The organism is Nocardia cyriacigeorgica (assembly GCF_029868385.1).
Classification (GTDB): domain Bacteria; phylum Actinomycetota; class Actinomycetes; order Mycobacteriales; family Mycobacteriaceae; genus Nocardia; species Nocardia cyriacigeorgica_F.
Genome location: NZ_JARWNX010000005.1, coordinates 1 through 14,439, shown reverse-complemented (window position 1 = coordinate 14,439; position 14,439 = coordinate 1). Strand labels below are relative to the sequence as shown.

12 protein-coding genes and 1 pseudogene are annotated in these 14,439 nt (G+C 68.2%); 6 read left to right on the top strand and 7 right to left on the bottom strand.

Annotated features, from left to right (window positions below; genetic code table 11):
* Positions 1–392 precede the first annotated feature (392 nt).
* On the bottom strand, positions 393–1,061 hold the full coding sequence (locus QH168_RS00170) for a hypothetical protein (protein ID WP_280232263.1): 669 nt from the start codon (positions 1,059–1,061) through the stop codon (positions 393–395).
* 441 nt (positions 1,062–1,502) lie between these two features.
* Between QH168_RS00170 and carD the strand changes: the two genes are divergently transcribed.
* The 6 genes from carD to QH168_RS00140 all read left to right on the top strand — a co-directional run bounded on the left by carD (position 1,503) and on the right by QH168_RS00140 (position 6,049).
* Positions 1,503–1,991 carry an RNA polymerase-binding transcription factor CarD gene (gene carD / locus QH168_RS00165; protein ID WP_011206964.1) on the top strand — a complete coding sequence of 163 codons (489 nt, stop codon included), beginning with the start codon at positions 1,503–1,505 and terminating at the stop codon, positions 1,989–1,991.
* A 23-nt stretch (positions 1,992–2,014) separates the two neighbouring features.
* Positions 2,015–2,692 carry a 2-C-methyl-D-erythritol 4-phosphate cytidylyltransferase gene (gene ispD, locus QH168_RS00160; protein ID WP_280232265.1) on the top strand — a complete coding sequence of 226 codons (678 nt, stop codon included), beginning with the start codon at positions 2,015–2,017 and terminating at the stop codon, positions 2,690–2,692.
* A 2-nt stretch (positions 2,693–2,694) separates the two neighbouring features.
* A complete protein-coding gene (gene ispF / locus QH168_RS00155; protein WP_280232264.1) occupies positions 2,695–3,159 on the top strand; it encodes a 2-C-methyl-D-erythritol 2,4-cyclodiphosphate synthase in 465 nt (154 codons plus the stop codon).
* A 97-nt stretch (positions 3,160–3,256) separates the two neighbouring features.
* Positions 3,257–4,663, top strand: coding sequence for a cysteine--tRNA ligase (cysS, locus tag QH168_RS00150; RefSeq protein WP_280232261.1), 1,407 nt, complete (start codon positions 3,257–3,259; stop codon positions 4,661–4,663).
* Positions 4,663–5,634: a 23S rRNA (guanosine(2251)-2'-O)-methyltransferase RlmB gene (rlmB, locus tag QH168_RS00145; protein ID WP_280232259.1), complete on the top strand. Its 972-nt coding sequence runs from the start codon at positions 4,663–4,665 to the stop codon at positions 5,632–5,634. Before cysS ends, rlmB begins: the two co-directional genes overlap by 1 nt.
* Positions 5,635–5,770: 136 nt before the next feature.
* A complete protein-coding gene (locus tag QH168_RS00140) occupies positions 5,771–6,049 on the top strand; it encodes a DUF4190 domain-containing protein (RefSeq protein ID WP_280232258.1) in 279 nt (92 codons plus the stop codon).
* Between the two features lie 49 nt (positions 6,050–6,098).
* Here QH168_RS00140 and QH168_RS00135 read toward each other — a convergent pair whose 3' ends face one another.
* The 6 genes and pseudogenes from QH168_RS00135 to otsB form a co-directional block, all read right to left on the bottom strand.
* Positions 6,099–6,908 carry an enoyl-CoA hydratase/isomerase family protein gene (locus QH168_RS00135; protein WP_280232257.1) on the bottom strand — a complete coding sequence of 270 codons (810 nt, stop codon included), beginning with the start codon at positions 6,906–6,908 and terminating at the stop codon, positions 6,099–6,101.
* A 53-nt stretch (positions 6,909–6,961) separates the two neighbouring features.
* Positions 6,962–8,134, bottom strand: a complete 1,173-nt coding sequence (locus QH168_RS00130; RefSeq protein WP_280232256.1) for an acyl-CoA dehydrogenase family protein — start codon at positions 8,132–8,134, stop codon at positions 6,962–6,964.
* Positions 8,135–8,569: 435 nt separating this feature from the next.
* Positions 8,570–9,406 carry a metal ABC transporter permease gene (locus QH168_RS00125; RefSeq protein WP_432421003.1) on the bottom strand — a complete coding sequence of 279 codons (837 nt, stop codon included), beginning with the start codon at positions 9,404–9,406 and terminating at the stop codon, positions 8,570–8,572.
* A 224-nt stretch (positions 9,407–9,630) separates the two neighbouring features.
* Positions 9,631–10,464 (bottom strand): annotated as a pseudogene (locus QH168_RS00120) (metal ABC transporter ATP-binding protein); the annotation flags it as partial.
* 152 nt (positions 10,465–10,616) lie between these two features.
* A complete protein-coding gene (locus QH168_RS00115) occupies positions 10,617–11,510 on the bottom strand; it encodes a metal ABC transporter solute-binding protein, Zn/Mn family (protein WP_280232254.1) in 894 nt (297 codons plus the stop codon).
* Positions 11,511–11,673: 163 nt separating this feature from the next.
* The gene (gene otsB / locus QH168_RS00110) at positions 11,674–14,247 is read right to left on the bottom strand and encodes a trehalose-phosphatase (protein WP_280232253.1); all 2,574 of its coding nucleotides are present in this window, start codon (positions 14,245–14,247) and stop codon (positions 11,674–11,676) included.
* Positions 14,248–14,439: the final 192 nt, after the last annotated feature.

Sequence of the window (14,439 nt, the reverse complement as noted above, 5' to 3'; positions counted from 1 at the left end):
CCTCCACACCGGCCTCGGCCTCGGGGGTGAGGTCATCGGCGAATTCGATCAGTTGCCACAGCGGCGCACCCGGCATCCGGCTTCGGTCGGCGGTGCGCCACGGGGGCGGCTCCGGGTGGTGGCCGGGGGCGACCGCCGGGTTCGGGGTGCCGGGAGACGGGCCGCGAACTTTGGGGGTCGGTCTCGCTTCGCTCGAAAAATGGGGTGTGATCGGCTCGCCGCGTGGTGGGCCGGGGGATGGGGATGGTATCGGGGCCTGATTCACGGCTGCCCTACAACTGCTCGAGTGACATGACCGCCTCCTGCGCCCCAACGCGCTCGGTCCACCGATACGGCAGTGGCCGTCACCCCAGGGGTGACGGCCACTTGCTGCGACTGGATCTTCGGTGGGGTCAGTGCCCGCCGCCGGAACCGCCTTCGCTTGCCCTCGACAGGTCCGACTCGTGGCGCTCGGCCACGATGCCAGCGTCGACCGGCACCTCCATCTGCACGGTGCCGTTCTCCTTGAAGTCGAAGGTCACCGTGTAGGTCAAGCCGGGGACGATGTCCTTGGTCAGGCCGGTGATCTCGATCTTGGCCGGGTCCGCCTCCGGGTCCTCGCCCTCGGGGGCGGGCTGGTTCGGCGCGGCGGTGGTGGTCGGCGCGGCGGTGGTGGTCTCGGCGCCGTGCTCATCCGAGGAGCCGTGCTCGCCGGCCGCGGCGGTGGGGTCGGCGCCCTCGGCGACGACGGTCTGCTGCGGCTGCAACTTCACCGTCGACCCGCCGCCGGGCGCGGTGATCTTCACTTCGCCGAGATCGGTGCTGATCTTGGTGAGTTCATCGGCCGTCGTCTCGCTGTTGTTCACGAACGACAGCGCGAGCAGCGCCTTACCGCCGGTGACGTTGGTGTGCTCGCCGCTGGGCGGGAAAACGATGTGCACATTGCGCAGCGAGATCTTGCCGACCTCGGCGTGGTTGCCGTTGATCGCGGCCACCTGATCGGCGGTCTGCGAGATCTGGCCCGCGCTACAGCCGGTAAGAGCGAGCGCCGCACCGGCCGCGAGGGCCGCAACCATCGTCATGCGACGCCGCGGGGTCGTACCTGCCGCCGGGGCGGTCACAGCTGTCAGGGCAGTCACGGGTTGTCCTCCATGTCGAGCGGGCTCACTCCAACTAGGGACTGTAGTAGTTGCCATCGGAAACCGGGCGCGCGGGGAGCAAGTGTTGGGCTCGGATTGTCGGCCCGCGTACGCGCATACGCCCGGCGGCGACGCGCGGACGGGTTGTCTCGGGGTGGTCACGATTCGCGGTTGTGCGCGCGGGGGCGCGCAGTGCTACTGTCCCGCTGGGTTTCCCGGCGCGGAAAGTGCCAGGAGATAACTCGTTCTGGCACAACGCAATGCACATCTCTCAGATTCTGTCAAGCCCCACGGTCGGCCCGTTGTGGCCCTGACCTGCACAGTTGATCGCGCCGTTATCGAGCCGCATGTTAAACTGTGAACATCGAAAGGGGCACGGGACACATGATTTTTAAGGTCGGAGACACCGTCGTTTACCCCCACCACGGAGCGGCGCTGATCGAAGCTATCGAGACTCGCACCATCAAGGGTGAGCAGAAAGAGTATCTGGTCCTGAAGGTCGCCCAGGGTGACCTGACTGTTCGGGTTCCCGCAGAGAATGCGGAATACGTCGGCGTCCGCGACGTCGTCGGGCAGGAAGGCCTCGATCGGGTTTTCCAGGTGCTACGTGCACCGCATACGGAAGAGCCGACCAACTGGTCCCGCCGCTACAAGGCCAACCTGGAGAAACTCGCCTCCGGCGATGTGAACAAGGTGGCCGAGGTCGTCCGCGATCTGTGGCGTCGGGAGCAGGACCGCGGTCTGTCCGCGGGCGAGAAGCGGATGCTGGCGAAGGCCCGGCAGATCCTCGTCGGTGAGCTCGCGCTCGCCGAGGGAACCGATGACGGCAAGGCCGAGACGCTGCTCGACGAGGTTCTCGCAGCGGCTTCCTGACCGTGAACAGCTCTGACGGCCGTATGGTCGCGTTGGTGCCTGCCGCCGGCCGCGGCGTGCGCCTGGGTGAATCGACACCCAAGGCGTTCGTCGCGGTCGGCGGTACACCCATGATCAGATCCGCCGTCGACGGGCTGCTCGCCTCGAATGCCGTAGACGAGATAATTGTCATGGTTCCGGCCGAACTGGTGCAGGCCGCAGTTGCCCTCCTGCCGTCCTCCGCACCCGTTCGCGTCATCGTCGGCGGGGCCGAACGCACCGATTCGGTCCGCGCCGGAATCGCGGCTGCACCGCAGGCCGCCCACTACCTGGTCCACGACGCCGCTCGCGCGCTCACCCCACCCGAGCTGATCGCTCGCGTGGCCGCTGAGCTGCGCGCGGGTCATCCGGCGGTGGTACCGGCGCTACCGGTCGTCGACACCGTCAAATCGGTAGACGAGTCGGGGATCGTCACCGGAACTCCCGACCGATCCGCCCTGCGCGCCATCCAGACACCACAGGGATTCGCGGCCGATTTGCTGCGCGCCGCCTACGCGGCCGATATCGCCGCCACCGACGACGCCGGACTGGTCGAACGTCTCGGCCATCCGGTCCGCACCGTTCCCGGCGATCCGCTCGCCTTCAAGATCACCACCCCGCTCGACCTGCGCCTGGCCGAAGCCGTGCTGGCCGCCGACGTATCCGTGGCGGGTGCCCGATGAACATGCGCGTCGGCATCGGCAGCGATGTCCACCCCATCGAGGCGGGACGCCCGTGCTGGATGGCCGGGCTGCTCTTCGACGAGGCCGACGGCTGCGCCGGTCATTCCGACGGTGACGTGGCCGCGCACGCGCTCTGCGATGCCCTGCTGTCGGCCGCCGGTCTCGGCGACGTCGGCGCCGTCTTCGGCACCGGCCGCCCGGAATGGGCGGGTGTATCCGGCGCCGCCATGTTGAAGGAAGTGCGTCGGCTGCTCGACGAGGCCGGATACGACGTGGTCAACGCGGCGGTCCAGGTCATCGGCAACCGGCCGAAGATCGGCCCGCGCCGGGCCGAAGCGCAGCAGGTCCTCGGCGATCTGCTCGGTGCACCGGTCTCGGTATCGGGCACAACCACCGACGGTCTCGGGCTCACCGGCCGCGGTGAAGGGGTCGCCGCCATGGCGACCGCACTGCTGCACTGTCGGTAGTCCCGCGGTCCGACGCCCGTCGTACCGGCCGGGACCTGTCGAAACAACATGACTCCGCCCGCAGTGCAACCCCATATACCAGCTAGGATCGACTGCCGTGACTCTGCGCCTATTCGACACCGAGACGCGGACCATGCGTGATTTCACGCCACTGGTCCCCGGCCATGCCTCGGTGTACCTGTGTGGCGCCACCGTACAAGGGGCACCTCATATCGGACATGTGCGCAGTGGTGTCGCATTCGACGTGCTGCGCCGTTGGCTGACGGTCAACGGCCACGATGTCGCGTTCATCCGCAATGTCACCGATATCGACGACAAGATTCTGAACAAGGCCGCCGCCGCGGGCCGACCGTGGTGGGAGTGGGCCGCGACCCATGAACGCGCCTTCGACGACGCCTACCGGCAGCTCGGCGTGCTGCCACCTTCGGCGGAACCGCGCGCGACCGGCCACATCACCCAGATGGTCGATCTCATGCAGCGACTGATCGAGCGCGGGCATGCCTACGCCTCGGCGGGCAATGTCTACTTCGATGTGGTCAGTTTCCCGGAGTACGGCGCGCTGTCCGGGCATCGACTCGATGATGTGCACCAGGGGGAGAGCGCGGGCGAGGGTAAACGCGATCCGCGCGATTTCACCCTGTGGAAGGCGGCCAAACCGGGCGAGCCGACGTGGCCATCGCCCTGGGGCCCCGGCCGTCCGGGCTGGCATCTGGAATGCTCGGCGATGGCGGAGTTCTACCTCGGTTCGTCGTTCGATATCCATTGCGGCGGAATGGATCTGGTTTTCCCACACCACGAGAACGAGATCGCCCAGTCCAAGGCGGCGGGCGACGGTTTCGCGCAGTACTGGTTGCACAACGGCTGGGTCACCCTCGGCGGCGAGAAGATGGCCAAATCCCTCGGCAACACGCTGTCGGTGCCCAATGTGCTGAAGCAGGTCCGCGCGGTCGAGCTGCGGTTCTATCTGGGTGGTGCGCACTACCGGTCGATGCTCGAGTACTCCGAGAAGGCATTGAACGACGCCGCGCAGACCTATCAGCGCATCGAGGCATTCGTGCAGCGCGTGGTCGAACGCGGTGGTGAGGTGCCGGTCGGCAAGTGGACCGATGCGTTCGCGGCCGCCCTCGACGAGGATCTGGCGGTGCCGAAGGCACTCGCCGAAATCCACCATGTGGTGCACGAGGGCAACCGCGCGCTCGACGCCGGAGTGCTCGAGACCGCGCGTGAGCATGCGAGTCAGGTGCGCGGCATGCTCGCGGTACTCGGCGTCGACCCGCTCGACCCGCAATGGCACACCCCCGGTGATTCCTCCGCTGCGACCGCCGCGCTGGATGTGTTGATCGAGGCCGAACTCGCTCGGCGTCAACAGGCGCGCGCCGATAAGGACTGGGCCACCGCGGACGCAGTCCGCGACCGGTTACAAGCCGCGGGTGTCGAAGTGACCGACACCCCCAACGGCCCGGAATGGTCACTGGTCACCCCACAGCCAGGAAAGGCCGACTGATGGCAGGCAATTCGCAGCGCCGAGGCGCTATCCGCAAGGGCGGAACCAAGAAGGGCCAGGTTGTCGGTTCCGGCGGCAAACGCAGGCGCGGACTGGAGGGTAGGGGCGCGACCCCGCCCGCGGAGGCGCGCAAGTACCATCCGGCCGCCAAGCGTGCGGCGGCGAAAGCCAAAGCGGCGCAAGGTGGTTCGACTGGTCGTCCGAACCGTCCGGCCGGACGGAAGAGCGATGACGGGCCGGAGATGGTGCTCGGCCGCAATCCGGTAGTGGAGTGTCTGCGTGCCGGTGTGCCCGCCACCGCCCTGTATGTGGCGGTGGGGACCGAGAACGATGAGCGGCTGACCGAGAGCGTTCGGATGGCCGCCGACGCCGGTATCTCCATCCTGGAAGTGCCACGCACCGATCTGGATCGGCTCAGCGCCAATGGATTGCATCAGGGTCTGGCGTTGCAGGTGCCGCCCTACCGTTACGCCCACCCCGACGATCTGGTCGAGGGTGTGCGTGGTTCGGGACAGCCCGCACTGCTGGTCGCGCTGGACAATATCTCCGATCCGCGCAACCTCGGCGCGGTGATCCGCTCGGTGGCGGCCTTCGGCGGCCAGGGCGTGGTGATTCCGCAGCGACGCAGTGCGAGCGTCACCGCGGTGGCATGGCGTACCAGCGCCGGTGCCGCGGCCCGCCTGCCCGTCGCCCGTGCCACGAACCTGACTCGCACGCTGAAGGATTTCGCGGCCAAGGGTTATCAGATCGTCGGCCTCGACGCGGGCGGCGACACCACGCTCGACGAGTTCGACGGTTCCGCGCCGACGGTGATCGTGGTCGGCTCCGAAGGTAAGGGCCTGTCCCGGCTGGTACGGGAGAGCTGCGATTCCATCCTGAGCATCCCGATGGCCGGCCCGGTGGAATCGCTCAACGCCTCGGTCGCCGCGGGTGTCGTCCTCGCGGAAGTCGCTCGTCAGCGGCGGGTCTGAATCGCTTGTGCGCGTCGGGTTCACCCGGCGCGATCACCGTGCCGGGCCGGCGCGACACGCCGTGCCTGCTCGATGATCCAGGTGAAACACGGAGCGCCGAGCGAGAAATGCGCTCTACCCCCGTACAATTCGGCTCGTGGTGATACCCAATCAGCCCATCGGTCAGACGATCGAGCATCCGCGGGCGACGCTGGTGCTGGTCCTCGGCGTCGTGAGCTTGATGTGCTGTGGGGTCCTCGGGCCGGTGGCCTGGGCGCTCGGCAAACAGGCGCTCGACCAGATCAACGACTCGGGTGGTGCACTGAGTGGTCGCGCCCAGGTGATGGTCGGTTACATCCTCGGCGTCATCGGCACCATCATGATGATCATCTGGGCGCTGCTTTTCCTGCTGGTGATGATCGGCGGAAACGCCTGACCGGCGCTGTCGCCCGCGCATGGCGTAGCGAATATGCCGATCGTCGCGCTCAGTGCAGGCTCGGGCGCTCCGGCTCGTCCGGATGATCCCAGGCGGGCCACTCCTCGGAGACCGAACCGGACCAGTCGGGTTGGCGGCGCTCCCGGAACGCGGCCATCGCCTCACCACCGTCGACACCCTTGGTGACGTGCTGGTTCAGCTCCGATTCCAGCCGCCCGACCACCGACGGCGTCATATCCAGGCTCTCCCACAGCAGCCGCTTGGACAGCGCGGCCGTGAGCGGCGCCGAACCATTGGCGATATCGTGCGCGACCGCCAGCGCCGTCGGCAGCACCTCGGCCCCCGGCAGGCTGGCATTGGCCAGGCCCATCGCCTTGGCCTCCTCGCCGTCGAAGGTACGGCCGGTGAGCAGGATGTCGGCGGCATTGGCGATACCCGCGAGGCGGGGAAGCGTCCAGTGCGCGTACCCGTCGGCCAGTACGCCGCGCCGGACCTGGCTCAGCCCGTACACCGCGTCATCGGCCAGATAGCGCAGATCGCATTGCAGGGCCAGCGCGAGCCCGATACCGACGGCGTGCCCGTTGACCGCCGCGATCACCGGCTTACGCACCCGGAACGGCGGCGGATCGATGGTGCCGGTGACCTCGCCGACCCGGTCGGACAGATCGGCGCCCGCGCAGAAGGCGGGCGGGGTGCCGGTGATGACGACGACGCGGATGGCGTCCTCGATATCGCAACGCTGTAATGCCGCGCTCAGCTCGGCGATCATCGCCGGGGTGAAGGCATTCTGCTGGGCGGGGCGATTCAGGGTGAGGACGGCGATGCCCGCGGAGACATCGACGAGCAATTCCGAACTCATGCCTTGGATCGTAGACGACCTCGCCCTGCCCGGTGCGCGCTCGGCGGGGCCGCTCAGGGCCGCAGGATCTTGCGGCCGATCGCGTACTTGTGCACCTCGGTCGGGCCGTCGTAGAGCCGGAAGGCGCGCATATCGCGGAAGATCATCTCCACGACCGTCTCATCGCTGATCCCGATCCCGCCGAGCACCTGCACGCAGCGGTCGGCGACCTTGAACAGTTCCTCGGAGACGAACGCCTTGGCCACCGAACTCTCGTGCCTGGCCTTCTCGCCCTGATCCATCAGCCAGCAGGCGTGCCAGATCGTCAACCGGCACTGGTGCAGTGCGATCTCGTTGTCGGCAAGCATGAACGACACACCCTGATGTTCGCCGATCGGTTTGCCGAACGCGGTCCTGGTCTTGGCGTGTTCGACCGCGATGGACTGTGCGCGTTCGGCGGCGCCGAGCCAGCGCATGCAGTGGGTGAGCCGGGCCGGAGCCAGCCGCAGCTGGGCGTAGCGCAGGGCCTGACCGGCCTCACCGAGCAGCGCCTGCTTCGGCAGGGTGAGCTTATCGAAGCGCACCACACCGTGTCCGGCGACGTAGTTGCGGTCCATGGTGTTCATGGTGCGTTCGATGACGATGCCCGGCTGATCACCGTCGGTGAGGAACAGGGTCGGTCCCTCCGGCAGATGCGGGTTGGCGGCGAGGCGGGCCATGATGATCCAGGTCTTGGCGCCGTTCGCGCCGGTGATCAGCCATTTGCGGCCCTCGATGGTGAAGTTCTCGCCGTCGAAGGTCGCGGTGGTGGCGAGTTGGTTGGGGTCCGAACCGGCGCCGTCGGGTTCGGTCATGGCGAATACCGAGCGCTGGTGCCCGTTGATCACCGGCATCAGGTAGCGCTCGGTCTGTTTCGGGTTCGCGATCTTGGACAGCAGGAACATATTGCCCTCGTCGGGCGCCGCGCAGTTCATCGCGATGGGGCCGAGCGTCGACCAGCCCGCCGCCTCGTAGAGCACCGCCTGCTCCACATGGGTGAGCCCGCGCCCGCCGAGCGCTTCCGGCGCCTGGATGGTCAGCAGCTTCTCCGCCCGCGCGAGTTCGACCAGTTCCTGCCGCAGTTCATCGGTCGGCCCGTGCGCGGTCAGCCGCGGATCGCGTTCGAACGGCACGATCTTGTCGATGACGAACCGGCGGATCCGATCACGTTCGGCGGCGAGGTCGGCGGGAATGGAGAAGTCGATCATCGGTGGTCACCTTCGTTCGGGGGTGCGTGCGACGAGCATACGAAACCGGGACGCACCTACTGAAGGCACATGCCATCAAAGCTGTTACCGGATGGCTGCGCAGCTGGATCCGCGCAGGTGAGCGCCATGTCGGGGGCATGCGCCATGGTGTTCCGGTAACGGCTGGACGTGCCAGCACGCGCAGAGAGCCGGGTCCTGTGTCCGGTGCTCTGGATCTCGGGGTACCGGGCGTCGTGCATGGCCGCCGAGGTGTCATGCGAATCCTCCGGAACCGCGAGTTTCGACAACTCGGCCATCACACGGATCGAGAGGAAAAGATCCCCGGCGCGGAAGCCGATGTCCGAATATCCCGGCAGGTCGATGGCACCGACAGGGGTCGTATGCCGGGGCGGCGCTGCGGTCTCAGCGGCCGCGGGTGCCTGGTCGGCAGGGCCCTCAGCGGGCCCGTGCCGCTTGGCGGCGGCGGGTGCCGATGATGCGGCAGGCGAGGTAGATCAGGAACGACAGGCCGGTGACGAACGTCGATACCGGGACGCCCGGCGCCAGCGACAGCAGGATGCCGCCGACGGCCGCGATCTCGGCGAACAGCACCGTCAGCAGGGTCGCCTTGGCCGGGCTCGCGGTGAGCTGGGCCGCGGCGGCTGCCGGGGTGATCAGCAGGGCGAGCACCAGCAGCGCGCCGACGATCTGGACGCCGAATGCCGCCGTGATACCGAGCAGCACCGCGAAGACGATCGACAGTGCGCGCACCGGAACCCCGCGCGCCACCGCGACCTCGGGGTCGGAGCTGGCGAACAGCAGCGGCCGGTAGACGAATGCGAGGACCGCGAGCACACCGACGGTGCAGAACGCCAGCAGCCCGAGCCCGCTGTTGCCGACGCTGACCACCTGGCCGGTCAGCAGCGAGAACTTCGATCCGGCACGGTCGGGTCCGAGCCACAGGAACAGCACCGAGAGCCCGAGCCCGAAGGAGAGCACCACCGCGATCACCGAATCGCGTTCCCTTGCCTTGGTGCCGAGCACACCGAACAGCACCGCGGCGACCACCGATCCGGCGATCGCACCGAGCCCGACGCCGATTCCGGCGAGCAAAGCCGCGGCCGCGCCGGTCAGCGACAGCTCGCTGGTGCCGTGCACCGCGAACGACATCTGCCTGCTGATGATCAGTGGCCCGATGACCCCGGCGAGCAGCCCGAGCAGCGCCGCCGCCAGCACTGCCTGCTGCACGAAGTCGTAGGACAGCAGGTCGATGGTTGTGTCGAAGTCGAACATCTTCGACAACACATCGGCGAGCTTCTCGTTCACTACCCGACCTCGCCGTCGGTCGAAGGTGTCGTATTCCGGCGAGCGCCGGAACCGGTCGGATGACTTGATACGGCACCGTCGATCGACCCGGCCCGCCGCTCGCCCTGGCCGACAGCGGTGCCGGGGCCGGTCCCGTCACCGGTATCGGCTCGGCTCGCGCCCACCTTCGCGCGCTCGTGCGGAGTACCCGGTTCACCGTGGCAGTGCGCGCCAGCGGCGCCGAGCGCGTCCATGGTGTCCCCGGTCCCGACCACGACCAGCCGCCCGCGCACCCGCAGCACATCCACTTCGGTCCGGTACAGCTCCGAGAGCACCTCCGAGGTCATCACCTCGTCCGGGGTGCCGATCCGGAATTTGCCGTCCACCAGGTACAGCACCCGATCCACCAGCGGCAGAATCGGATTGATCTCATGTGTCACGAACAGCACGGCGGTGTCGTGGGTGCGCCTGCGTCTATCGATCAGCTCCGACACCAGGCGCTGGTTCGCCAGATCCAGGCTCAGTAGCGGTTCATCGCACAGCAGCACCCGTGGATCGCCCACCAGCGCCTGCGCCACCCGCAACCGCTGCTGCTCACCACCGGACATGCTCTCCAGCGGCGCGTCGGCGAAGCCCTGCGCGCCCACATCGGCCACCGCCGCGGCAACCTTGCGCTTGCGTTCGCGGCGGCTGCGCCAGCCCAACCCCCAGCGATGCCCGTCCACCCCGAGCCCGACCAGATCGGTGCCACGCAACTGCACCCCGGCATCGATGGTCTTCTGCTGCGGGATGTAGCCGATATCCGGATGACCCGCCCGCGCGGGCACTCCGGCGATCTCGGCCCTACCGGAACTCAACCCGAGCTGCCCGAGCAGCACCTTCAGCAGGGAGGTCTTCCCGGACCCGTTCGGTCCGAGCACCGCGATGAACTCACCGGGCGCGACCTCGAGATCGAGCCCCTGCCACAGCGTCCGCTCACCGAACGACAGACGCGCCGAGTCGAGCTTTACAGCCGGTGCTCCAGAATGCGCGGTCCGCGCCCGCACGGCACGGCCGCTCTCGCCGACGATGGCGGCCTCAGCGCCGGTCGCCGCGGCACCCTCGTTCGGCGCCGCACCCTCGATGGTCCCCGACAGCTCCGGGTCACCCACCCCTGCTCGATCGATCTGCTCGACCCGGCGTTCGGCGCGCACGACGATCAGCTCAGCGCCGAGGCGAGGGAGCGGGCGTTGGCGGTCTGCCAGGCGATGTAGTCGACGCCCTCGGGCAGGGTCTCGGTCACCTCGACTACCGGGATGCCCGCGCTTTCGGCGGAGGCGCGCAGATCCTTGCTGGTCTTGTCCTGGGTCTGGATGTTGTAGACCAGTGTGCGCACCTGCTTGCCGGTGATCAGATCGCGGGTGGCCGCCACGGCGGCGGGGGCCGGATCGGTCTCCTGTTCGATGGCTTCCTGGTAGTCGTGCGGGGTCAGGTCGACGGCGCCCGCATCGAGCAGCAGATAGTGCGCCAGCGGTTCGGTCTGCATGACAGGGGTGCCCGGATGTGCGGTGGCGACGGTCGCGGTGATGGAGCTGATGGCGCCGAGCTGACCGCGGAAGGCGGTGGCGCGGTCGGTGTAGGCGGCGGCGTGCTCGGGATCGATCTCGCCGAGGGCCTGCGCGATCCGGTCGGCGACCAGCGCGACGGTGTCGACGTCGTACCAGACGTGTTCGTTCTCGTCGGCGCGGATGTCCTCGGCGCGGGAGTCGAAGGCGTCGACGGTGCGCTTGTCCTTGCCCGCGACGGCCTTCTCCATGAATTCGTCGTAACCGCCGCCGTTGTAGACGAGCAGATCGGCATCGGTGATCTTGGCCGATTCCACCGCGGAGGTCTCATGCGAATGCGGGTCGGCGGCGGGATCGGTGATGATCGATTCGACCGCGGCGTCGGGGCCGGCGATGGTGGCCGCGATATCGCCCCAGACATTGGTGGAGGCGACCACCGACGGCTTACCGGAGGCGTCGCCGGAGGAGCTGCCGCAAGCGGTGAGACCCAGCGTGGTCGCCAGACCCACCGCGACCGTGGCGAAGGTGGTGGCAAATCTGGTTCTCACACGGGCTCCCGGACAGCTTAATGGAAATCGTTTCCGTTTTACTTTATCAGTGCGGTTCTGCGGATACGAACCGAATCCCTGTGATCTCTGTTCCCCCGGACGTGGATCGGCCCACGTCAACGACCGGCACGGGGCCGATCACCGACGTGGGCCGATACCGCGATCAGCTGACGAGCGCGTCCACCGGCTGGCTCAGCAGCTGGGCGCAGCGCAGCAGACCGAGGTGGCTGTAAGCCTGTGGATGATTGCCGAGCGAGCGTTCGGCAACCGGGTCGTACTCCTCGCTCAGCAGGCCGGTCGGCCCGGCCACATCGACGAGCTGGGCGAACAGCGCCTCGGCATCGGAACGTTTACCGATCAGCAGATACGCCTCCACCAACCAGGCCGCGCACAGATGGAATCCACCCTCACCGCCGGGCAGGCCGTCGTCGTGGTGATACCGGTACACGGTGGACCCGCTGCGCAGCTCCGCCTCGGTGGCCACCACCGTCGCCGCGAACCGCGGATCCGACGGATCGATCAGCCCGCTCAACCCGATGTGCAGGGTGGCCGCGTCCAGATCGGTGCCGTCGTAGGCGGCGGTGAACGACTGCACTTCGTCGTTCCAGCCCTTGGTCTTGACCTCGTCGGCGATCTGGTCGCGCAAGGCGGCCCATTCGGGATGGATCGGCCGATCGAACTTCTGCGCGAGAGTGAGCGCCCGGTCGATGGTGAGCCAACCCATCACCTTCGAATACACATGGTGGCGCGGGTTACCGCGGATCTCCCAGATGCCGTGATCGGGCTCATGCCAGCGCCGCTGCACCGCCGACACCATGGCGTGCACCAGTTCCCAGTCCTGATCGGGCAGGACCTGACGCGGATCGCTGATGCCCTTCTGCTCGCGGGCGTGCGCCATCGTGGCGATGAGATCCACGATCGGACCGAAGACGTCCAGCTGTACCTGCATATTCGCCGCGTTGCCCACGCGCACCGGGCGGGAACCGGCATAGCCGGGCAGCTGGTCGATGACGGCCTCGGGCGGCAGCGTCTCGCCGTAGAGGGTGTAGAGCGGATGCAGCCGCTCCGGGCCGGGCAGCGTCTCCAGCACACGATGCACCCAGCCGAGGAACTCCTCGGCCTCGTACAGCGAGCCGAGCGAGACCAGCGCCGACGCCGTCATCGAGGCATCGCGCAGCCAGCAGTAGCGGTAGTCCCAGTTGCGCACACCGCCGATGTCCTCGGGCAGCGAGGTGGTGGCCGCGGCGAGGATCGAACCCGACGGCGCGTGCACCAGACCACGCAACGTCAGCGCGGAACGCTTCATCAGATCGGGCTTCAGCGGCGGCAGCTCGAGCCCCGCAGCCCAGGTCGACCAGTAGCTCTCGGCGATCCGCCTGCGCTCCGGTTCGCTGGTCATCGCGGGCGCGAGATCGGGTGTGCCGCACCGCAGTTCCAGGATCACCGGACCCTGCGACGGGTCGATGACCGCCGTCGCCGAACTGTGCACGCCGTCGCTGTGGATGGTCCATTCGACACCGGGGGAGCGCAGCACCGTCGGATCGTTGGTGCCGCGCACCCGAAGTCCGTTCGGCTCGGCCTCGATGGTCACCGGCACCTGCCCGAATTCCGGGCGCGGCGCGAAGGTCACCACGGCCGAGGTGTCGCCGGTGATGACGCGGGTCAGATCGGTGCGGTCGGGCGCGACGTCATGCGGCAGATAGTCGACCACTTGCAGTTTGGCCCAACGGGTTTCGACCGTCATGGTGCCGTCGATATAGCGCTGCGACAGCGGCAGGCCCGGCCGCTGCGGCTCGACGCTGAAATGTCCGGCCTGCGGTCCACCGAGCAGATGGGCGAAGACCGCCGCCGAATCCGGTTCGGGATGGCAGAACCAGGTGACGGTCGCATCGGGGGTCAGCAGCGCCACCGAACGCGGGCTCGACAGCATGGTCAGCCGCTCGATGCGCGGCGCGCTGGCACCGGCGAGCCAGGTGCGGCGCTCCTCCAGCAGGAAGGCCAGCGCATACGAGACCGCCTCGGTATTGGGCACCCGGTACCCGGCCAGGCTCTCGCCCTCGCCGACCTTGATGCCGACATCCGGGCCCGACAGCATCCGGAAGGCCTTCTCGTCGGTGACGTCGTCACCGAAGAACACCGCCGCCGACGCGCCCTCCTGATGCCGGATGGTGTCGAGGGCGCTGCCCTTGTCGGTGGGGATGACGGCCAGCTCGATGACGGCCTTGCCCTCGGTCACCTGGACCCCGACCCAGCAGGCCGGACCCTGACGGACCTGATTCAGCGCGCGGCGCCCGATCTCCGGGCCCGCATTGCGCACATGCAACGCGATACTGGCCGGTTTGGTCTCGACCGTCACACCGGGATTCTCCGCGGCGATCTGGGTCAGGGCCGTGATCAGTTCCTGTAGCAGCTGTTTGGCGTCGTTATCGATGGCGTGTACGAAGCCGACATCGAATTCCGAACCGTGGCTGCCGATGAGTTGTACCTCGACGGGCAGCCGCGACAGCGCCGCGAGATCTCGCAGCGCGCGGCCGGAGATGACGGCGGCCGTGGTGCCGGACAGGCCGGCCAGCGCGCGTAACGCGCGGACCGACTCGCCGTGCGGGTAGGCCTTGGCCGGATCGGACACGATGGGAGCGATCGTCCCGTCGTAATCCGATGCGACCAGAAGCCGTGGCACCCGCGCGACCGTCGACAATGCACGGCGAAGTTCCAGTGGCAGATCCTGTGCGCTCACGCATCCAACCTAATGATCGGAGGAGTTTTTTCAGGGGCGCGCATGACAATACTGTGTTTAATTTGCGTCGCCTGCGGCGCCGCGGTTCGCCGCCCGGGGGGGTGGCGGGGGGGCCCCCCCCCCCCGGGGGGGGACGCGGGGCGCCCCCCCCCCCGGCCCCCCCCCGCGCCCCCCCCCACGGGGGGGGGGGGG

Coding starts and splice junctions, on each gene's coding strand:
- rlmB (WP_280232259.1), top strand. CDS start 4,663: ATGGCAGGCAATTCGCAGCGCCGAGGCGCTATCCGCAAGGGCGGAACC.
- QH168_RS00135 (WP_280232257.1), bottom strand. CDS start 6,908: ATGAGTTCGGAATTGCTCGTCGATGTCTCCGCGGGCATCGCCGTCCTC.
- carD (WP_011206964.1), top strand. CDS start 1,503: ATGATTTTTAAGGTCGGAGACACCGTCGTTTACCCCCACCACGGAGCG.
- QH168_RS00130 (WP_280232256.1), bottom strand. CDS start 8,134: ATGATCGACTTCTCCATTCCCGCCGACCTCGCCGCCGAACGTGATCGG.
- ispD (WP_280232265.1), top strand. CDS start 2,015: ATGGTCGCGTTGGTGCCTGCCGCCGGCCGCGGCGTGCGCCTGGGTGAA.
- QH168_RS00170 (WP_280232263.1), bottom strand. CDS start 1,061: ATGACGATGGTTGCGGCCCTCGCGGCCGGTGCGGCGCTCGCTCTTACC.
- QH168_RS00125 (WP_432421003.1), bottom strand. CDS start 9,406: ATGTTCGACTTCGACACAACCATCGACCTGCTGTCCTACGACTTCGTG.
- ispF (WP_280232264.1), top strand. CDS start 2,695: ATGCGCGTCGGCATCGGCAGCGATGTCCACCCCATCGAGGCGGGACGC.